The 20176-nt window shown below is 63.5% G+C and carries 18 protein-coding genes; 11 read left to right on the top strand and 7 right to left on the bottom strand.

Going from position 1 to position 20176, the window contains the following annotated elements; all coding sequences use genetic code 11:
* Positions 1–6: 6 nt before the first annotated feature.
* The 4 genes from ACH2EI_RS11090 to ACH2EI_RS11075 are packed head-to-tail and all read left to right on the top strand — an operon-like array spanning position 7 to position 3789.
* Complete coding sequence (locus ACH2EI_RS11090; protein ID WP_395153501.1) at positions 7–972, top strand: ABC transporter permease; 966 nt, start codon at positions 7–9, stop codon at positions 970–972.
* Positions 969–1859: an ABC transporter permease gene (locus tag ACH2EI_RS11085; RefSeq protein ID WP_395153500.1), complete on the top strand. Its 891-nt coding sequence runs from the start codon at positions 969–971 to the stop codon at positions 1857–1859. The genes ACH2EI_RS11090 and ACH2EI_RS11085 overlap by 4 nt, the downstream gene beginning before the upstream one ends.
* The gene (locus tag ACH2EI_RS11080; protein ID WP_395160032.1) at positions 1856–2863 is read left to right on the top strand and encodes an ABC transporter ATP-binding protein; all 1008 of its coding nucleotides are present in this window, start codon (positions 1856–1858) and stop codon (positions 2861–2863) included. The genes ACH2EI_RS11085 and ACH2EI_RS11080 overlap by 4 nt, the downstream gene beginning before the upstream one ends.
* Complete coding sequence (locus ACH2EI_RS11075) at positions 2860–3789, top strand: ABC transporter ATP-binding protein (RefSeq protein WP_395160030.1); 930 nt, start codon at positions 2860–2862, stop codon at positions 3787–3789. Before ACH2EI_RS11080 ends, ACH2EI_RS11075 begins: the two co-directional genes overlap by 4 nt.
* Positions 3790–3866: 77 nt before the next feature.
* On the opposite strand, the gene ACH2EI_RS11070 is transcribed toward ACH2EI_RS11075, so the two are convergent.
* Positions 3867–5894 (bottom strand): CocE/NonD family hydrolase, encoded by a 2028-nt coding sequence (locus ACH2EI_RS11070; RefSeq protein WP_395153887.1) that lies wholly within the window; start codon positions 5892–5894, stop codon positions 3867–3869.
* A 61-nt stretch (positions 5895–5955) separates the two neighbouring features.
* On the opposite strand from ACH2EI_RS11070, the gene ACH2EI_RS11065 reads away from it, so the two are divergent.
* The gene (locus ACH2EI_RS11065; RefSeq protein WP_395153886.1) at positions 5956–7140 is read left to right on the top strand and encodes an FAD-dependent oxidoreductase; all 1185 of its coding nucleotides are present in this window, start codon (positions 5956–5958) and stop codon (positions 7138–7140) included.
* An 85-nt stretch (positions 7141–7225) separates the two neighbouring features.
* On the opposite strand, the gene ACH2EI_RS11060 is transcribed toward ACH2EI_RS11065, so the two are convergent.
* Genes ACH2EI_RS11060 through ACH2EI_RS11050 form a run of 3 tightly spaced genes read right to left on the bottom strand, consistent with a single transcriptional unit; the run spans position 7226 to position 10926 of the window.
* On the bottom strand, positions 7226–8335 hold the full coding sequence (locus ACH2EI_RS11060; RefSeq protein WP_395160028.1) for an ABC transporter ATP-binding protein: 1110 nt from the start codon (positions 8333–8335) through the stop codon (positions 7226–7228).
* Positions 8336–8371: 36 nt separating this feature from the next.
* A complete protein-coding gene (locus ACH2EI_RS11055) occupies positions 8372–9526 on the bottom strand; it encodes an aromatic ring-hydroxylating dioxygenase subunit alpha (RefSeq protein WP_395153884.1) in 1155 nt (384 codons plus the stop codon).
* Positions 9523–10926, bottom strand: a complete 1404-nt coding sequence (locus tag ACH2EI_RS11050; RefSeq protein WP_395160026.1) for an aspartate aminotransferase family protein — start codon at positions 10924–10926, stop codon at positions 9523–9525. Before ACH2EI_RS11050 ends, ACH2EI_RS11055 begins: the two co-directional genes overlap by 4 nt.
* 74 nt (positions 10927–11000) lie before the next feature.
* On the opposite strand from ACH2EI_RS11050, the gene ACH2EI_RS11045 reads away from it, so the two are divergent.
* Genes ACH2EI_RS11045 through ACH2EI_RS11030 form a run of 4 tightly spaced genes read left to right on the top strand, consistent with a single transcriptional unit; the run spans position 11001 to position 15186 of the window.
* Positions 11001–12167, top strand: coding sequence for an aromatic ring-hydroxylating dioxygenase subunit alpha (locus tag ACH2EI_RS11045; protein WP_395153882.1), 1167 nt, complete (start codon positions 11001–11003; stop codon positions 12165–12167).
* Between the two features lie 49 nt (positions 12168–12216).
* The gene (locus ACH2EI_RS11040) at positions 12217–13377 is read left to right on the top strand and encodes a spermidine/putrescine ABC transporter substrate-binding protein (RefSeq protein WP_395160024.1); all 1161 of its coding nucleotides are present in this window, start codon (positions 12217–12219) and stop codon (positions 13375–13377) included.
* Between the two features lie 4 nt (positions 13378–13381).
* A complete protein-coding gene (locus tag ACH2EI_RS11035; RefSeq protein WP_395153880.1) occupies positions 13382–14347 on the top strand; it encodes an ABC transporter permease in 966 nt (321 codons plus the stop codon).
* Positions 14344–15186 carry an ABC transporter permease gene (locus ACH2EI_RS11030; RefSeq protein ID WP_395153879.1) on the top strand — a complete coding sequence of 281 codons (843 nt, stop codon included), beginning with the start codon at positions 14344–14346 and terminating at the stop codon, positions 15184–15186. Before ACH2EI_RS11035 ends, ACH2EI_RS11030 begins: the two co-directional genes overlap by 4 nt.
* Before the next feature lie 37 nt (positions 15187–15223).
* On the opposite strand, the gene ACH2EI_RS11025 is transcribed toward ACH2EI_RS11030, so the two are convergent.
* Together ACH2EI_RS11025 and ACH2EI_RS11020 are read right to left on the bottom strand one after the other, a co-directional pair.
* Entirely contained in the window at positions 15224–16813 is a 1590-nt protein-coding gene (locus ACH2EI_RS11025) for a phytoene desaturase family protein (protein ID WP_395153878.1), read from the bottom strand.
* Complete coding sequence (locus ACH2EI_RS11020; protein ID WP_395160022.1) at positions 16810–18030, bottom strand: aminomethyltransferase family protein; 1221 nt, start codon at positions 18028–18030, stop codon at positions 16810–16812. Before ACH2EI_RS11020 ends, ACH2EI_RS11025 begins: the two co-directional genes overlap by 4 nt.
* 86 nt (positions 18031–18116) lie before the next feature.
* Between ACH2EI_RS11020 and ACH2EI_RS11015 the strand changes: the two genes are divergently transcribed.
* Positions 18117–18764, top strand: a complete 648-nt coding sequence (locus ACH2EI_RS11015; RefSeq protein ID WP_395153876.1) for a TetR/AcrR family transcriptional regulator — start codon at positions 18117–18119, stop codon at positions 18762–18764.
* Between the two features lie 171 nt (positions 18765–18935).
* On the opposite strand, the gene ACH2EI_RS11010 is transcribed toward ACH2EI_RS11015, so the two are convergent.
* Positions 18936–19577 (bottom strand): helix-turn-helix transcriptional regulator, encoded by a 642-nt coding sequence (locus tag ACH2EI_RS11010; RefSeq protein WP_395153875.1) that lies wholly within the window; start codon positions 19575–19577, stop codon positions 18936–18938.
* A gap of 161 nt (positions 19578–19738) precedes the next feature.
* Here ACH2EI_RS11010 and ACH2EI_RS11005 point away from each other — a divergent pair, with 161 nt between their 5' ends.
* Positions 19739–20005 carry a ferredoxin gene (locus tag ACH2EI_RS11005; protein ID WP_395153874.1) on the top strand — a complete coding sequence of 89 codons (267 nt, stop codon included), beginning with the start codon at positions 19739–19741 and terminating at the stop codon, positions 20003–20005.
* The last annotated feature ends 171 nt before the right edge of the window (positions 20006–20176 follow it).

The following is a 20176-nucleotide window of genomic DNA, read 5'->3' as shown; positions in this document are numbered from 1 at the left end:
CGCCGGGTGGCTCAGTTCATCAGCAAGAAGGTGCTCGGGTCGACGCTGACCCTCGTCTTCGTCCTGGTGTTCAATTTTTTCCTCTTCCGGGTGGTGCAGCCCGACCCAGTGGCAAACCTCTTCCGAGGTCGCAACGTGCCGCAGGCGCGGCTCGATCAGATGCGGACCGACTTCGGTCTCGACGGATCTCGCCTCACCCAGTTCTGGGCGTACCTTCGCGAGACGTTGCAGCTCAACCTCGGGTTCTCTTACCAGAGTCGCCAGCCGGTGTGGGACGACATCGCTTCGAAGATTTGGCCGACCGTGCAGCTCGTTGGCCTGGCAGCGATCCTGTCGGCGGCGATCGGCATCATCGGTGGTGTGATCGCAGGCTGGCGTCGGGGCTCTGCCGCGGATTACTCGATCACATCGACCACGATGGCCTTTTATTCGATGCCGGACTTTTGGCTCGGCATGCTTCTCCTCGTCGCATTTGCCGTGGTGTTCCCCTGGTTCCCCGTGGGCGGAATGACGGAGCTCGGCGTCGAGCACAGCGGCGTGGGTGCGATCCTCGACCGGCTCCATCACTTGGCGTTGCCGTGTCTGACGCTGACCTTGGCGTACCTCGGTGAGTATGCGATCGTCACGCGGTCGTCGCTGCTCGACGTGATGGGTGAGGAGTACCTCACCCTCGCTCAGGCGAAGGGTCTGCGCGACATCCAGGTCCGCAATCGACATGCGGTGCCCAACGCGTTACTGCCGGTGGTGACGTTGGCGGCGATTAACTTCGGGTTCGTGCTGTCGGGAGCGATTGCCGTCGAGACGCTCTTTTCGTGGCCTGGGCTTGGCAAGGCGACCTCGGACGCCGTACTTGGTCCGGACCTGCCGATGCTGCAGGGCCTCTTTCTCGTGTTCAGCGCAGCGGTGATCGTCTTCAACCTCGCAGCAGATGTGCTCTACGCGTTCCTCGACCCAAGAGTGCGGCCGGCATGACGAGTCCGACGATGCAGCGTCGACTCGCCTCGACAACGAACGTCCTGGTGCGGTTCTGGCGCTCTCGACCGGGCCGAATCGGGCTGATCGTGCTGGTGGTGTTCGGAGCAATGGCGCTCGCTGCACCGCTGCTCGCTGATCGTTCGGGTCTTGACGCCGTTGCGTCGCGGCGAGCCGGTGCGCCGCAGTGGGGCTCCCCGTCGACGTGGTGGCCACTGGGCACCGACCATCTCCGTCGTTCGGTGTGGGCCCAGTTCGTGTGGGGGAGTCGAATCAGTCTCTTCGTTGGTCTCGCCGCGACCGTGGTGACGATCGCCGTCGGGACGCTGGTCGGCGTGACCGCCGGGTTCTTCGGTGGACGTCTCGACGGAGTGCTGATGCGGGTGACCGAGTGGTTCCTCGTCGTGCCGTTCCTCCCGCTGGCAATCGTGCTCGCCACGGTCCTCGGGCGCTCGGTGTGGAACATCATCTTCGTCATCGGCGTTACGTCTTGGCCGTCAACTGCTCGGCTGGTGCGCGCCCAGGTACTCACGGTCAAGCAACGGCTGTTCGTCGACCGTTCGCGATCCCTCGGTGCGTCGAGCGCATACATCGTTCGACGGCACATCATGCCCAACGTGAGCGGCCTGATCTTGGCGAACGCGACGCTCGCCGTGCCGATCTCGATCCTCACCGAGACGACCCTGTCGTTCCTCGGGCTCGGTGACCCGCAACGGGCGTCGTGGGGGAAAATGCTGAACGACGCGTTTTTCGAGAGCGCAATCACCCGCAACGCATGGTGGTACTTCTTGCCGCCTGGCCTCGGCATCTTGGTCGTGGTGCTGGCCTTCACGTTGATCGGCCAGACGCTGGAGCAGCTGGCCGACCCTCGACTGGCAGATCGATGACGCTGCTCGAAGTGAGTGACCTCACCGTCACCTACCGAAGTCGGTCCGGCGACGTTCCGGCTGTTCGCGGCGTGTCGTTGTCTGTTGAGCGCGGCGGGTCGCTCGGCCTGGCGGGCGAGTCAGGGTGTGGTAAGTCGACGATCGCCGGTGCGATCTTGCGCCTGCTCCCGCCGGGCACCGGGGTGACCGGCGACATCCTGCTCGATGGCGATGACGTCTTGGCAATGAATCCCGGGCAGCTCCGCGCGGTCAGGTGGACAAAGACCGCCATTGTCTTCCAGGGCGCGCTCCACGCACTCAACCCGGTGCAACGGATCGCCCGTCAGATCAGCGAGCCGATGTTGCTCCATCAGACGCAACCGACGAAGCGCTCGGCAGCCACTCGAGTGCATGAGTTACTTGAGCAGGTCGGGTTGCCACCCGACCGCGCTGGTGCCTACCCGCACCAGTTGTCAGGGGGGCAACGCCAACGGGTGTTGATCGCCATGGCACTTGCATGCGACCCTGACCTGCTGATCGCGGATGAACCGACGACTGCCCTCGACGTGATGGTGCAGGCCCAGGTCCTCCAGCTGCTCGGGTCGCTGCGTGTTGAGCGCGGGCTGTCGATGATTTTCATCACGCACGACCTGTCGGTGCTGACCGACGTGTGTGACCACCTGGCTGTGATGTACGCGGGTCGGATAGTGGAAGAAGGTCCGAGCGGGACGGTCTTTACCGATCCGCAGCACCCGTATACCGGCGCGCTCGCGGCGGCCTTCCCGACGATCGGAGACCCGGCGTCTCGGATGCGACCGGCGGGTCTCGGTGGTGACCCGCCGGACCCAGCGCATCTGCCGACCGGGTGCCCGTTCCATCCCCGGTGTCCGGTCGCCGAGGATCGTTGCGCGACGACCGATGTCCGCCTCACGCCCATCGGTGGCGGCATCGGTGGTGGCCTCGGTGCTGATGCCGATGGAGTGCGCGACAGGTTGGCTGCCTGTGTCCTGGTGGGGTCGACATGAACACGGTCGTCACCGTCGACGACGCCCACGTGCGGTTCGGTGACGCCGAGGCCGTCGACGGCGTGTCGCTGGAGGTGCATGCTGGCGAGGTGCTCGCACTCGTTGGTGAGTCGGGCTCAGGGAAGACGACGCTGGTGCGAGCAATCCAGGGAATCCAGTCGCTGTCGGGTGGGTCGATCGAAGTCGGCAAACAGCGTGATGTGCAGATGGTCTTCCAGGATCCGACCGGGGCGCTCAACCCGCGCCACACGATCTATGAGATTGTTGCCGAAGGTCTCCGAATCCGACGCGAGCGCGCTGACGAAAAGGCGAAGGTGGCAACAGCGCTGAGCCGCGCCGGTCTGCGCCCGCCGGAGCGGTTCATGGGGCTGTATCCACACGAGATATCGGGTGGGCAACGACAGCGTGTGGTGATTGCCGGAGCGATGGTGATGGAACCGAAGGTCCTGCTGGCCGATGAACCTGTCGCGTCACTCGATGCGTCGATCCGGGGTGAGATTCTGGCCCTGATGCGCGAACTCGTTGACGAGTCCGGTCTCGCCATCGTTGCGGTTACCCATGACCTCGGGCTGGCCTGGAACATCGCTGACCGAATTGCGGTGATGTATCTCGGTCGGATCGTCGAGATCGGCGACACCGAGGAGGTGCTGGGCGGTCCGCAACACCCGTACACGCGGGCGTTGCTCTCGGTCGTTCCGGAGATTGACCGCATGGAGCCGCAGGTGCTCACCGGTGAGCCACCAGATCCGCGGAAGATCCCCAGCGGTTGCCGATTCCACCCGCGCTGTCCGTTGGTTGCGAGCGGGGAGGCTGAACGGTTGGGAATTCTCGAACGCTGTCGCGGCACGGACGTCGCGCTGCGTGTCGTTTCGCCCACCGGATCACACCACGTGGCCTGTCACGCCGTTGACCGGTCAGCCACCTAGATCGCAGCGACGATCAGCGGCTGCCCCAGGATCAGGGCAGACGTGCCGGCACGACCAGCGATCAGCCGGTCTCGGTTTCAGCGGGAACGGCTGCGGGTTCGAGGAATCGTCGCGGTCCAGTTGCGGCGGGCGAATTCGTCGTCACCGTCGTGTGCGACGAGATCGATCGACACGGTGAAATCGGTCGAGTCCGAGACAATCTCGAGTGTGGCCCGGGTCCGCACGGTTGCTTCGGGCCATACGATCTCGAACGTCGAGGTGCCTCGAGCCCACGCCTTTGCCGGGTCGACGGTTGAGACGGCAAGCTCACCCGCGTAGTCATCGGTGATCACTGCGCCATGGGATCCCTCATACGTGCCGCCATAGCGCGTCGATACGCGAGACTCGCGTGCCAGCACATCGTGATGCGTCACCCAGTGAGCACCGCCCAGTTCTTCGGCGGCATCGTCGTCCGACAGCCCGGGAGTGACTCGGAAGTCGTGGGTGGATCCTGCTCGGTCTGGCGACGCCAGCGGCAGGTCGAGATACACCGACTCGGCATCGACCGCAACGGTCAGGGGGCCCGGTGGCGGCCAGCAGTTCGGCCAGTCCGAACCGGCGATCGACAACCGCAACGTGTGGCCCGGTAGCAAGGTCCACGTGGTCGACTCCAGATCGATGGCGACGTCGATCCACTCGCCGGGGATCGGCGAAGCGGGCGCCCGGCCGACCTCGCCGCGCGGGTCGGCTGGCCAACACCCGACGTGCGACAGGTCAAGCACGCCTCGCGTGATGAGTGCCGATGTGCCGTCGGCGAATACGTCGCAGAGCTTGACGCTGACGTAGCCGTACGGCTGGTCGCTGCGTACGTGGAACCGTGCTGTGACGGTCCCGAGGAGCTCACGGTGCTCGGTGATCAGCCAGTCATGAGTGATCGAACGGGCATCGTCGAGGCGCTGGTCGAGCGGCTGTCCCCACGGCAGCCCTCCACCGCAGGAGTTCCAAGCCGCAAGGCCGACATCACCACTGACCGCGAGGGAGTCGATGCCGGTCTTCGGGGACGGCCACCGCTCGGTCGTCACCGACGAATCGGGCCAGTCGCACCACCGGCCCGGCTGGAACCGCAGATCGGGTTCGGGTGCGACCGGTTGCCGAACGTAGATCTGGCCCGGAGCACCAACGTGGGGCGGACCGTGTCGGAGGTGCTCGTCGAAGAATGCGAGGATCTCGGCGTCGTCGTCGATGTTCGGCCCTGGCCGTGCGTGCTCCGGCGATTTGTGCACCCAAGGGCCGGCGATCATCCGCCACGGAAGGCCGATGCGCTCGTACTGCTCGACCACACGAAACGTGTTGTTCCGATAGCCGTCGGCCCAGCCGGCAACGAGCATCGTCGGGCATGACATCCGTTCGTAGCCCGCTCCGTCTGGCCCGGTTCGGATCGAGCCCCGTCGCCAGGTGTCGTCGTCGTCTCGGTGCTCCAGCCAGGTCAGCAACCACGGCGGCGTTTCGTCGATGCGCCGACGCCATTCGTCTCGCCATTCGTCTCGCCCGTCGCGCCCGCCGTCGGTGAGTGCGGGCACCGGGGGCAACGCATTCATCGCGACCATGTAGAGCGGGTAGTCGATCAGGTCGATCGCGCGGAGCACGCCACCGGCGTAGTGGACGTCGTCGGTGTAGCGATCGTCGGTCGCATATATGGCGACCACCGCTCCGAGCGCGTCGATGCCTTCGGTGGCCATCTGGAGTGAGTTGAAACCGGAGTATGACGTACCGAACATACCAACGCGGCCCGTCGACCACGGTTGGCTGACGATCCACTCGATCACGTCGCCCAAGTCGCTGCGTTCGGCATCGGGGTACTCGTCGGTCAACACGCCCGTCGACGAGCCCGTGCCGCGTAGATCGACACGCAACACGGCAAAGTCACTCTCGACGTATCGCCGGTACGTCGACGAGTACGAGTCGGTGACATCGTCTTTGCGGTACGGCAGCGCTTCGACCAGAGTTGCGAACGGGCCCCTGGAGTCGTCGGGTCGGTACAGCGTTCCGGCGAGCCGTTGGACCCCGTGGCCGTTGCCGATTCCGTGACCGTTTCCAACAGTGATCCAGACCGAGCTTTGTTCCATGTGTGGCCAAGAGTAGACGACCGTCATCGCATGTCGCCGTGCGTGCGTCTAACGTCGTTTCATGCATGAAGGAGAGACGTCGGTAGCGGTCATCGGCCTCGGTGGCCTCGGTTCGGCGACCGCGTATTGGTTGGCTCGCAGCGGTGTTGACGTGATCGGGTTCGAGCAGTTCGAATTGGGTCATGTCCGTGGGGCGTCGCACGATCATTCGCGCATTATCCGACGCTCCTATCACACGCCCGGCTATGTCGATTTGACGGCGGGCGCGTACGACGCGTGGGAGGCGGTCGAGCGTGACGGTGGAGCGACGATCATCACGCGAACCGGCGGCATCGACCTGTTCCCGCCGGACGCGGCGATTGACCCGCAGCCCTACCGCGACAGCTTGGGTGCGGCTGGGGTGCCGTACGAATGGATCGACGCAGCCGAGGTTCGTCGACGGTGGCCGGCGTTCGCCCGCGGCACTGTCGTGGACGGCGACGTCATGGCAATTCACTCACCCGAAACCGGCATTGTTCCGGCAGGCCGGGCCACCGCTGAGTTGCAACGCCTCGCCGTGGAGCACGGCGCGCAGCTCCGGGAGCGGACGCCGGTCATTGCGGTTGTCCCCACGGCGAGTGGAGAAGTCGATGTGATCACTGCGTCGGGTTCGCTGCGCTGTGGCGCAGTGGTGTTGTGCTGTGACGCGTGGACCAATCGTCTCCTCGCGCCGCTCGATTGTCAGGTTCCACTTGCCGTGACCCGCGAGCAGGTCTCGTATTTTCCCTCGGCCGACCTCGACGACCTTCAGCCGGGTCGATTTCCGGTTTGGATTTGGATGGACGACCCGAGCTACTACGGCTTTCCCGTGTACGGCCACCTCGATTCGATCAAGGCCGCCGAGGACTGCGGCGGCACCGAGGTCGACCCGGACACCCGCACCTTCGATCCCGATCCACGGATGGAATCGAACCTCGGCGATTTCGTCCGCGACCTGGTCGGTGATCGGTTCGGGACGCTGCGGTCAACGACATGTCTCTACACGCTCACATCGGACCGTGACTTCGTCGTCGATCGTCTGCCGGGGCTTCAGCAGATCGTCGTTGGGCTTGGAGCGGCGCATGGCTTCAAGTTCGCTTCCTGGTTCGGACGTGAGCTGGCAGAACTTGCCATCGGCGCAGCGGCACCACGACCTGAACTCGCGCCGTTCGCCTTCGACCGGCCGTCGTTGCATCAGCCGATCAGCCGTGAGGCCTGGCTCGTCTGACCGCTGACGACCTGCCTTGCCGATGGTGTAGACGCTCGCGGCCAAGCCCTGTCGCCATCGAGTTCCAACGGCCCCCGACTGTTACTCAGCGGGCAAGAAGGCGGAAGGCGTCGGCGGGGATGTCGACCCCGATCTCGGTGCCTGGGGCCGGGACCCACGTGGAGCCGTCGTTCGGTAGGACGATCTGTAGCTCACGGCCCGCCAGGATCACTCGGAGATGCGTCGTCGAGCCGACGAAGACGACGTCGGTCACGTTGCCGGTGAACACGCCTGCGCCCACGTCGACGACGCGCAGCCGCTCGGGTCGAGCGAACACAGTGCAGGGGCCACGGACGGCGCCGGTCGGGCCGGGGAAGCGATGCCCTTCGATCGAGATCATCCCGGACCCATCGACGGTCGCAGGGATCAGATTTGCCAGCCCGAGGAAGTCAGCGACGTACGTCGAAGCGGGCGAGTCGTACACGTCCTGCGGTTGTCCGACCTGCTCGATCTCCCCCTCGCGCATCACGGCGAGACGGTCACTCATCGTTAAGGCCTCTTCCTGATCGTGGGTGACATAGACGAACGTGATGCCGACTTCGCGGTGCAGTTCCTTCAGTTCGAACTGCAGCGCTCTGCGAAGCTTTGCGTCGAGTGCGCCGAGCGGCTCGTCCAGGAGCAGGACACGCGGTCGCAGAACGAGTGCTCTGGCGAGCGCGACGCGCTGCTGTTGGCCGCCAGAGAGTTGGTGAGGTTTGCGTTTGGCGTAGTCACTGAGCCGCACGAGTTCCAACGCGGCACCGACACGAGACTGCACCTCTTGCTTCGTGCAGCGCTGGAAACGCAGGCCGAACCCGACGTTGTCGGCGACGGTCATGTGCGGGAACAGCGCATAACTCTGGAACACGGTGTTGACTGGGCGACGTTCGGGTGCGACGCCAGCGATGTCGGTGCCGTCGATGACGATCGAACCCGTGTGGTCGTGCTCGAAGCCGCCGATCAGGCGCAGCGTCGTGGTCTTGCCGCACCCGGAGGGCCCGAGGAGCGAGAAGAACTCGCCCGCCTCGATCGTGAGATCGATGCCCTTCAACACGAGCTGCGCACCGTAGGACTTCGTGAGCGAGACCAACTCGATACGGCCTCCGCGCATCCGAGTAGTCGTGGTCGAGGTGTCCGCGGTGGTCGAGGTGGTCGAGGTGGTCGAGGTGGTCGACATCAACATAATTTCTATCGCGTTCCGGAGGACGCGATGTCACAACGAGTCGACAAGGGCCGCTCGCAAATGCTGGTGGACGAAGTACACGCCTCGCTCCTCAACGGTTGCCAGGACCCCATCGGCGTCGAGTCCTGCATCATGCGACCGCTGGACGGCCTCGCAGATGCTGACATCTTGTTCGTGAACGAGCCGGTGGGCGTCGAGAATTCCCTGCAGTGATGTAGCTGAGCGGCCTGGGACGACGTACAACCGGCGCTGGACAACGGTGGTGTTTGCGCTTGTCGGTTCTATCCACATCACGAGCGCGGCGTCGGGAAACAGGTTGAGCATCACGTTTGGCCAGATCGTCAGGTACGAGCCGACGTCGTAGGGCCGCTGAGTGCTCGCGGCGAAGACTTGCTCCCATCCTGGCTCGCCGGGCAACATCGTCGACCGGATCACCTCGTCGGCGGCCTGACCCGGCTGGTTCAACCGGTCCCAGGCGTAGAGCACAGCACCATCACTGACCATCGGGTAGTCCTCGGTAGCTGACGTATCGATCTCCGGATGGATGAACGGCGTGTGATAATTCTCCGAGTAGTTCTCGAGCAGCACCTTCCAGTTGAAGTGCCGCTCGTGGCGTTCGCTGAGCACCATGTCCATGTCATCAAACGGACAGTCTCTGACTGCATCAGCAAGTGGGCCGAGATCGAGTGCGGCGGTGGGGTCACCGACGTGGACGAACACGGTCCGTCGCCACATCGCCACGCCGACCGGCTTGAGCGAGTAGTCGTCGAGGTCAAAACCTTCCGGTTCACCGACGCCGCTCGCCCTGGCGAGCGAACCGTCGAGGCGGTACAGCCACGAGTGGTACGGACACCTGATCAACGATCCCGAGCCCTCGTCATCACACAGGGGGGCGGCGCGGTGACGACAGACGTTGAGGAAGCCGCGGAGTCGGCCGTCGCGGTCACGGACGAGCAGAATTGGAACACCGCCAACGGTCAGCGCCGACCAAGCGCCGGGGGCCGGGAGTTCGTCGGTGACCCCTGCAGCAACCCAGTTCTGGCGGAACACGCGCTGGCGCTCGTGTTCGAAGAACGTCGGGTCCGAGTACCACGATGCTGGCAGGGTGCGGGCCTGGCGGATGCCTGGAGGGTCGGGAATGGCGCGGACGCCGCGGACGGCGACCTTGCGGTCACCGATGCTCACGTGACGCCTCCCACCTCGAACAGCTCGGATACCTCGCCTGCCGTCTGATCGAGCATGCGCGCCAGACGGCCCATGTTCTCGACGAGTCGTTCGCCGTCCGCCGATGTGTGCGCGACCGACAACGTCCACGACTCGCTCTTCGCCCAGGGCGCGAGGAATACCCCGTTGTTGTGTTGTATCAGGTAGTTCAGATGGCTGACAGCGGTGTCGATGGCGAGGAACTCGCGGTAGTTGGTTGCCGGTTGATCATGGAGCACCACAGAGCCCTTGAAGCCGTGTACGACGCCGTATGAGGCCAGACCGCGTTCGCCGAGCGCCTCGGTGCATCCGGCGAACATCTCATGCCCGAGTTGCTCTGCGCGCACGTACGACTCCGGCGTGAGTACTTCGGTCAATACCGCCCGGGCTGCAGCCATTGTGAGCGGGTTGCCATTAAACGTGCCGACCTGGTCGTATCGACCGTCGGTGATCGCGCTCATCACCTCGTTGGTGCCACCAATTGCACCACACGGCACGCCGCCGCCGAGTGCCTTCGCGAGACACACGATGTCGGGAGTCACGCCAAACAACTGCGTTGCTCCACCCCACGCAACGACGAGTCCGGTCTTGACCTCGTCGAAGGTGAGCAGGGCGCCGTGGCGCCGAGTGAGTTCGCGCAGCCCTTCGAGGTACCCGGGTTTCGGAGGGATGATCCCGGCGTTCATCATCATTGGTTCGATGATCATTCCTGCGATCTGCCCGGGGTGCTGTTCGAAGACGCGTTCGACCGCGGCGAGATCGTTGAACGGGACGATTCGCACCAAATCCGCGATCACCTGAGGGATACCCGGACCTGGGACGCGACGCGGGTCGTCGACGGGTCCGAGGTCGTCGATTGAGCGCCAGAGCGAGACGTTCACAAGATCGTGGTGCCCGTGGTAGGTGCCCTCGATTTTGATGATCAAGTCGCGTCCGGTGATCGCGCGCATGAGGTGGATTGCATCCATGGTCGACTCGGTGCCGGAGTTCTCGAATCGCCACTGGGGAAGACCAAATCGCTCGGCGAGCGCCTCGGCAACGACGATTGCATCCTCGACCGGCTGGGCGAAGTGTGTTCCTCTGCTGACGCGCCGCTGCACGGCTTCGACGACTGCTGGATTGGCGTGACCAACGACGTTGACGCCGTAGCCAGCGTGCACGTCGACGTACTCGTTGCCGTCGACGTCCCACACGTGGGCCCCTTCGCCGTGGCTGATCCAGACCGGGATCGGGCGGGTACTCGACCAACTCGACGTGACCCCACCCGGCATCACCCTGGTGGCACGTTCGTACAACTCCTGGGAGCGCAGGTTTCGCTCGACGAACCGCAGCTCCTCCGCGAGGATTCTGTCGTCGATGGTGATTGCTGGATGGGTCGACATGGGCCTGCTCCTTGTAACTGACTGATCAGTCAGTCTAGACTGACTGATCAGTCAGCACAAGGACAGCGACACCCATGGCAACCACCCAGCACCCCAATTCATCGACCGGCTCACCCACCGGCTCACCCACCGGCTCACCCACGGGAAGCAGCCGCCTCGAACCGACGCTCACGTCGGCTGACTACTGCTCTGAGGACGTCTTAGCCATCGAGCGCGACCGGATCTTCCATGCCGGCTGGGTGTACGTATGCCACATCGACGCCTTGCACGTCGGGACGCGGCGGGTCTTCGACATTGCCGGCGAGTCGGTCATCGTCAGCTGTGACCGCGACGGCACAGTCCATACCTTCGCCAACGTCTGCAGGCATCGCGGCGCACAACTCTGCGACGCTGCCACCACGACTGCTGCAACCGGCTCGATTCGTTGTTCCTACCATGCCTGGACATACGGGCTTGACGGCGCGCTCCTCGCCACGCCGCGGGTCGACGACGAGTTCGACCGCAGCCAGTATGGCTTGTGGGCCTATCACGCCGAAGTGTGGAGCGGCCTCGTGTTCGTGTCTGTTGCGCAGGATCCGCCATCGCTCGCAGGGTGGTTGAGTGACAACTCGCCAGCGCTGGCTCAGTTTGGGCATCTCCCGATTGCCGAATACCGCATCGGGGCGACGTCGCAAGCCGTCGTCGCCGCGAACTGGAAGATCCTCGTCGAGAACTACGCAGAATGCCTCCACTGCGCCGTTGTGCATCCGGAACTCGTCGACCTGATTCCGATCTATCGAACGGGGAGGGTCTTTGACCCCGCACGCGAGGACGGATCAGTTGAGTTCGTCTCGGGCGCCGACGCCTTCACCCTTGATGGTCGGACCAAACTGCCGGTGCTTCCTGGCGTCGATGCCAACCCGGTGTACAACGGCACCGCGGTGTTCCCCAACATGTTCTTCGATCTCACGCCGACCGTGCTGACGCTCAGCGCGATGTTTCCCCTCGGACCGGACCGCACGCTTGTGCTCGGGGAGTACCTCTTCGCGGCCAATGCCGTCGCCGAGTCCGGCTTCGACCCGTCCCCTGAGTTTGAGTTGAACGAACTGGTCGGGGCACAGGACCACGTTGTGTGTGAGACGGTTCAACGGGGAGTTGCGTCGAAGTCGTTCACGTCAGGTGGGCTGACGGAAAAGGATCGCGACGTCAAGGATTTTGTCGACCGCTACCTCGATATCCGAGGGCCGGTCGACGATTGCTAAGCCAGGGCTGAGGCGCCCGCCGAGGTCAACGACACGAAACGGGGATCGAATGGGCACAACGAGACGCAGGTTCATCGAACAGACCGCCGGACTCGGCGCGCTACTGGGCGCAGGCATCCCGCTCCTGGGGGCATGCGGGAGCGACGAGGGCAGTTCCTCGGCCGATCCGATCAGAGACGGGTTGTCGCCCGAAGTGGGACCACTCCGGGTCTTCAACTACGCCGACTACGTCAACCCTGACACCGTTGCGTCGTTCGAGTTGAAGTACGGCGTCAAGGTCGAGATCACCACATTTGATTCCGATGCCGAAGCGATCACCAAGCTCGCCAACGGATCGGTCGATGTCGACGTGTTCAACTCGGCGGCGCCGAACACACTCGACCGGTTGATCGCCGGCGGTCTGCTCCAGCCACTGAACAAGTCCTATCTGGCGAACTTCGCCAACGTCCTGCCGTCGTTCACCGACCCGTGGTACGACAAAGGATCGAAGTTCACCGTCCCCTACACGGTCTTTTCGAGCGGGATCGGCTACCGGGCGGACCGCATCGATCCAGCCCTCGTCGAAGAGATGGGGTGGGACATTCTGTGGGACCCGACGTACAAGGGTGTGACGTCGATCCTCGACGACTACCGGGAGGGCATCTCGCTGGCGCTGCTGCGCGCTGGCGTCACCGACGTCAACACGACCGATGTCGACCTGATCAAACAGGCTGGAGACGACCTGAAGCAGCTGACCAATTCGATGAACATCAAGGTCAACATCGAGGCGTACAAGGACATCCCCGAGGGGTCAACCGATCTCGCCCAGACATGGAGCGGCGACTTGCTCGCCGGTGCGTACTCGTATCTGCCCGAGGGCACCGATCCCTCGGTGCTCGGATGGTGGTACCCCTCCGATGGTGTCGGCGTGGTTGGCAACGACTGCATGGCCATTACTGCGAGCGCGAAAAATGCCGTGTTGGGGCACCTCTATATCAATCACTTGCTCGACACCGCCAACGCCGAAGAGAACTTCAGCTGGAACGGCTACCTCCCGCCGATCAAGGGCCTCGACGCCGACTACCTCATTGCCCAGGAGTACACCCCGGAGAATCTTCGTGGGGCGGTGTTGACCGACGAGCAGATGGCCAAGGGTCTGCGCTACGAGCCACTTCCTGTCGACACCGACCGGCTGTGGGAAGACACGTGGTCGGCCTTCACCGCCGGCTGATGCAATGACGGCGGTCGTCGACGATGCGCCGTTGACACCACTCGGTGCAACGCCTTCGTCCGACGCCACCTCGGCGCGAACGCGGGCCAGGTTTTGGGCCGGCATGGCTGCACCGGGGACGATCTGGCTGATCGCCTTGTACGTCGTTCCGGCCTATGCGATCCTCGCTGTGGCCTTCGGTGACATCGATCCCATCCTGCGGACGGCGGCACCGGCCTGGAATCCAATGGCGTGGGACACATCGCCGATGACCAACGTGTTGGGCCGAGTCTTCGGGGGCAACCTCGGTCACGTGTTCGTCCGCACCGGGCTGTACGCGTTCGCCGCACTCACCGGTTGCTGCCTCATTGGCTATCCGGTTGCGTACTACGTGGCCCGTGTCGCTCATCGATCACGCGGTGCGCTGTTGGCCCTGCTCGTGTTGCCGTTCTGGATCAGTTACCTGATGCGGATGCTGGCGTGGGTCAACCTGCTGCAGACCGACGGCTACGTCAATCGAGTCCTCGGATGGCTCCAGATCGGATCGGGTTCACGAAACTGGCTCGACGGCGACTGGCCCACGGTGGTCATTGGGTTGATCTATGGGTACATCCCGTTCTTCATTCTCCCGCTGTACGCGGCGCTGGAACGGCTGGACGCGAGACTGATCGAGGCGTCACGCGACCTCGGGGCATCGGCGCTGTCCACGTTCTTGCGGATCACCCTGCCACTGTCGATCCCCGGCCTGATGGCGGCGTCGGTGATCATCGTCTTGCCGATGTGCGGTGACTACTACACCAACACCTACCTCACCGGCGGGTCGCCACGAACCGAGATGGTTGGCAACCAGATCGAGTTCTTCCTCCGCGGGTCGAGCCAACCTCAGACCGGGGCGTCGCTTGTGATTGTCCTGATGGCGTTTCTGATGGTGGCGATGGCGTACTACCTCGTCACGATCGCCCGGTCGCAACGTGAGGACGCCCGGATATGACGCGTCGCCGTTTCGGAACGCTGGCGTGGATCACGTGGTTGTACGTGCTGTGGTCGCTGCTGCCCGTGCTGATCGCCGTGCGTATCTCGTTCAACTCGGGTAAGAGCCGCTCGGCGTTCCAGTCGATGTCGATGCGCTGGTATTGGCACGATCCGTCCTCGGTGTGGAAGAGCGACGAGTTGCAGTCGGCGCTGTCGAACACGTTGAAACTTGCAGGCCTGACGATGCTGATCGCAACACCGCTCGGTGTCGGAATGGCGATCGGCCTGCAGCGGTGGCGCGGCCGGGTCTCACGTGGCGCGAACAACCTGATGTTGCTACCGCTCGTCACCCCCGAGATCGTGGTTGGCGTCTCGTTGTTTCTGGTCTTCACGCAGATCTACACCGGGGTGCCGCGCGGATTCACGACGCAGCTCCTCGGTCACGTGACCTTCACGATGTCCTATGTCGTGATCATCGTGCGCGCCCGGCTGCTCTCGATTGGCATCCAGTTCGAAGAGGCGGCGCGCGACCTCGGTGCGTCGCGCCTGCAGGCGTTGCGGCTGGTGCTGCTCCCACAGCTCGGTCCAGCGATCTTTGCCAGCCTGATGGTCGTGTTCGCGACGTCGGTCGATGATTTTGTGATCTCGTCGTTCCTCTCGACTGGATTATCGACCGAGACAGTGCCGATCAAGATCTATTCGACGGCGCGCGCTGCTGCGACGCCGAACGTCAACGCACTCGCCACGGTGATGCTGGTGATCACGCTCGTCGCTGTTGGCATCGCCGGCGTGGCGATGCGGCTGTTGCGCAAGCACGGGGCGGGCGATGATTCCAGCCTGACGTCGATGAGCATCTGATCCGCAGGGGGCGGCTCGAGTTGCGACCGCCCGGGCGTCAGAGCTGGAGATCGGCGAGGATTCGTTGACTGGCCAGTTTGCCCGGTCCGCCACTCACGCATCCACCGGGGTGGGTACCTGAGCCGCACTGGTAGTACCCGTCGATCGGGGTCCGGTACTGGTTCCAGCCGGGCGCAGGCCGGAAGAAATACATTTGCGGCGCCAGGAACTCACCGTGGAAGATGTTGCCCTCCGGCAGACCGGCAACGGTCTCGATGTCGAGCGGCGTGACGATCTCCCGTTGTAGCACGAGGTCGGAAAATCCGGGAAAGAAGGACTCGAGCGTGTCCTGCACGTTGTCGGCCATGTTCTCGCGCTCTGTTGCCCAGTCGCTGCCCTTCAGGTGATACGGGGTGTAGTGCACGAAGCATGACATCACGTGTTTGCCCGGAGGTGCCATGTCGGGGTCGATCGTCGACTGGATTGCGCCGTCGATGTAGGGCCTGGTCGAGTACCAGCCGTACTTCGCCTCGTCGAAGGCCCGTTCGAGGTACTCCATCGTTGGTGCGATGTTCGTGAAACCGCGGAATATGTCTGAGCGATCGCCGAGCGACGGGTACTTCGGAAGTGCGTCGAGTGCGAAGTTTACCTTCGATGACGTGCCTTGGTAGCGGTACCGGCGCAGGCTGTCGACAAGGTCGGTCGGCAGCTCGCGCTGATCGAGAAATTTGGTGAAGGTGCGTCGCGGGTCGGCCGCTGACACGACAACCTTGGCTGACAGTTCGGTGCCGTCGACCAGTGCCACGCCGGTGGCCTTCCCGTTCGATGTGATCACCCGCTCGACTTCGGCGCCGAGCTTGATCTCGGCGCCGAGAGCCTGCGCAGCGCGGGCGAGAACCTGAGTGAATCCACCGTTGCCACCCTTGTGGAACGCCCACGATCCGAGATGCCCGTCATGCTCACCCATTGAGTGGAAGAGCAGCACGAGTCCCGAGCCCTGCGACATCGGCCCGACCTTTGTGCCAATGATGCCCGACGCCGACAGCCACCCCTTCAAGATGTCGCTCTCGAAGTAGTCGTCGAGGAAATCGGCGGCGCTCCCGGTGAGCAGCCGCACGAGGTTGTGGAGGACGCCCGACTCGATGCCACCGAGGTGCTTCGCGAGTTCGGCCAACTCGGCAAGCCCTTCTGGTGACCTGTCGACGATATTCGGCGGCGCATTGTCGAACAGCGGCTTGACCGCTCGGACGACCATTTCGACGTCGTGGCTGTACTGGTCGTACGCGTCTGCATCGTGTTTGGAATGTCGGGCGATCTCCTTGATGTTTTCGTCGCGGTCCTGACCCATGACCAGCGCGTCACCGTTCTCCATCGGGCAGAACGTCGAGGGCATCAGCAGTGGCATGAACCCGTGCTTGACGAGGTCGAGTTCGTGGACGATGTCGGGGCGCAGGAGGCTCAGCGCGTAGGAGAACGTCGTGAACTTGAACCCAGGGCGCAGCTCCTCGGTGATCGCTGCACCACCGACGAGATGGCGTCGCTCGAGGATCAGTGTGCGGAGCCCGGCCTTGGCCAGGTACGCCGCGTTGACCAGTCCGTTGTGTCCACCGCCGATGACGATTGCGTCGTACTCGCGAGTTGTGCTCATTGGCCTTCTCCGTTCATCGGGGCGTTCTTGCGTGGGGGAGCGAACATCGGATTGCGCACTACCTCGGCACCGACTTGGACGTAGCGGTGATTGATCGTGAACTCAAGGTTGACCAGGGTGCCGGGCGTGGCGAGTTCCGGACGAACCCTGGCGAGAGCGATGTGGCGCTGGAGTACGGGTGAGTACATGAAGCTCGTGGCGTACCCGACACGCTGTGCGTCGCCGTCGTAAACCATCATGTCCTCGTGCACCGGCGTGTGATCCTTTGGCGGGACCATTCCAGCAGCGGTGTACTTTGTGGCGTAGTCGAACGGATCGACCTTCAATCCAACCATCTTCCAGCGTGACGTACCTTCGGCGCGCTCGCGAAGGATCGCCCGCCGTCCAATGAACGGGCGGGTGTCGTCCTCGATACCTCTCAGCATCCAGGCGAGCCCGAGTTCGATCGGCGTCGAGCGATGCTCGTCATTCTCGGCAAGTCGGCTGACGTCGAAGTCGACGTGGATCAACAACAGGCCCGCTTCGATGCGCGCCATCAACAGCGCGGTCTGCCCGAACGGGATCAGGCCGTGCGGCTGGCCCGCGTCGAAGACTGCGTCCCACACGTCGTTCGCGTCGCCGGCATCGCAGAAAATTTCGTAGCCGAGGTCACCGGTGTAGCCCGAGCGCGAGATTGTTACCGGGAGCTTGCCGATCTTCGCAGGCGCGTGTTCGAAGTACCCGAGGGAACTGACTCCCGGCGCGAGCTGCGCGAGGATCGCGTGGCTGCGCGGCCCTTGCACTGCAAGCGAACCAAAGTCCTCGGTGACTTCACTGATCTCGACTCGGTCATGACCGATCAACTGTTGGAAATAGGACAGGTTCGGTTCGGCGGCGGTGAGCAGGAAGTCATCGCTGCTGTAGCGGAACACGACGCCGTCTTCATTGACGTAACCTCGATCGTCGCACCAGATCGTGTACTGCGCTTGCCTGGGGAGGCACGTGCGGATGTCGCGGGCCAGCACTCCGCCGAGAAACCTCTCGGCGTCCGGACCGATGATGCGATATTTGTACAGCGGCGACGAGTCGAATGCACCTGCCGCGTTGCGAATCGCGACGTACTCCCACTTCTCGGACATCTGATACTTGTCGACAACGAGGTGACCGGCCCAGTGGCTCCAGAGCGAGGTCTCGTTTGCCGCCGCAACCCGCGCATGGAATGGCGATTGGCTGAGCATGAAGTGACGCTAGCGCACCGCGCAACCCGGCGACGCGAAGCGCGAAACGTCGGGTCGCGTGGACGAATCGTTACGCTGTATGAGGTATGTTGCGTCCGTCGAGCGATCAGCGGAAAACAGAGATCCTCGATGCTGTCGTGTACAGCATTATTGACGTTGGCTACACGCAGATGACCGTCGCCGATGTCGCCACGCGAGCGGGCGTGTCGACAGCACTCGTGCACTACCACTTCTCCTCCAAAGCTGAACTGATCTCTGCTGCGCTGCGCGTCGCCAGTGACGAGGACAAGCAACTCCGCGAGGACATCGCTGCGGACCACATGTCGGCGGTGAACCGCATCGACCGCGTGCTCTGTGGATCACTGCCGAGCGACGCGAGCGACGCATCATGGCTGCTGTGGATCGAAACCTGGGGGGAGACTCGCCGGAGCTGTGAGATTCGGGAGGTCATGGCCGATCTCAATCAACACGAGCTCAAGCTGCTCGTCGGTCTGATCGACGCAGGCGAGGCGGCCGGCGAATTTGCGTGTCCTGACCCTCGCGCCGCGGCTGCGCGCCTGACAGCGCTGCGCGACGGTCTGGTGATCGACTACACCCTGTTCACGCCCGACCATCCGATCGAATCGGTTGTCGAGCAGTTGCGCGGGTCGATCAAGATCAACCTCGGACTCTCCACCGCTGAGTACGTCGTCCTCGCCGGGACGCCCGAGCCTTCGGCGGCACGGACGCAATAAGCCAGCCGCTGGTGCCAGGTGGTTCGCCACCGGAGAACTGCGCTCCCGAAGTGGCGATCAGATACGGCTGAGCACGGTGTGCTCGGCAGGTGCGCACGGTCGACCGAGATCATGGAGAGCACCAGACGCGAACCCCGCCCCGACCCCCTGGTCTCTCTCGAGCCGGCGCCGTCAGGAATCGGGTTCGAGGCGGATGTCGTATGCGCAGGTGTGCGCGCCGCTTGTCTTATGGGTGATCCGTTGCACGTTTGCTTCGGGAATCAAGTCGCGGAGGTAGTCGAGTTCGCTGGCGCAGGCCTGCGGATACTGGTTCGCAACGGCCCAGATGGCGCAGTTGTGCAAGTTGATCCGAAAGTGCCCGTCGGCGATGGCTTCGAAATCGGCGAGGTAGCCCTGTTCGTCGAGGAGTTCGGTGAGGATGGCGACCTGCTCGTCGACGGCTTTGCCAGCGAGTTGACGCTCGGCGACATCGACCATCTGGCGCCGCCGACGATCAAAGACGCGGCCGATGAGGGCCGGCTCTTCGGCTTCCATGTGTCCGAGGAGCTCGATCGGCAGGCTTTCGGCTGCTGTGGCAAACAGGGGTTCGGTAAGTGTTGTGGCGCGGTATCGCTCGGCTGGGCGACCGGGGTGCCCGTGATCTTTGTGCGACGTGACCAGGCCGGCGGTGCGGAGAGCGGCGAGGTGCTGGCGGACCGCACTCGATGAAATCTCGAGGGCGATTGCGAGTTCGTCCGGGGTGGCTTCGCCGTGACGTTTGAGGATTTCAAGCACATGACGCTGCGTCGGCGACAGATCAACGGCATGCTTCATGCTGGCTAATCATACCGACGAGTTGCACTATGCGCAATTGCGCAAGGTGTATGTTGCAAAATTGCCGAAAACTCGATAGAAATTCAAGTAGCGGTGACCGAGTCTCCGCTTACAAACAGTCTGGTCAGCCCCTGAGTTCGGCCAGTCGAAAGGAGCCCCCCATGAAGGTTTGGATCGATCAGGATCTCTGCACCGGAGACGGCCTCTGCGAGGAGATCGCGCCCGACGTCTTCTTCGGAATGGACGACGGCCTCTTCTACGTCAAAGAGACCGCTTCAAATTTCGGCACTGAAAAGCTGTTCGACGGCACTGCCAACCCGGCAGGCGCTGAGGGCATGGCCCGCATCCCGGATGGCGGTCTCGACAGCGTCATCGAGTCCGCTGAAGAATGCCCCGGCGAATGCATCTTCATCGATGTTGAGGGGTGACGATCTCTGATGAGTGAAAGCACGCGCACCATTGAGGAGTTGACGTCGGCTGATTATGAGTACGGCTTCAGCACGGATCTTGATACTGACATTGCTCCTCCGGGCCTTGATGAGAGTGTTGTTCGTCTCATCTCGTCGAAGAAGGATGAGCCCGAGTGGCTTCTTGAATGG

The organism is Ilumatobacter sp., assembly GCF_041688325.1.
Taxonomy (GTDB): Bacteria; Actinomycetota; Acidimicrobiia; order Acidimicrobiales; family Ilumatobacteraceae; genus Ilumatobacter_A.
The sequence above is the reverse complement of the archived record's forward strand: the minus strand, read 5'-3'. Positions and strand labels throughout refer to the sequence as shown.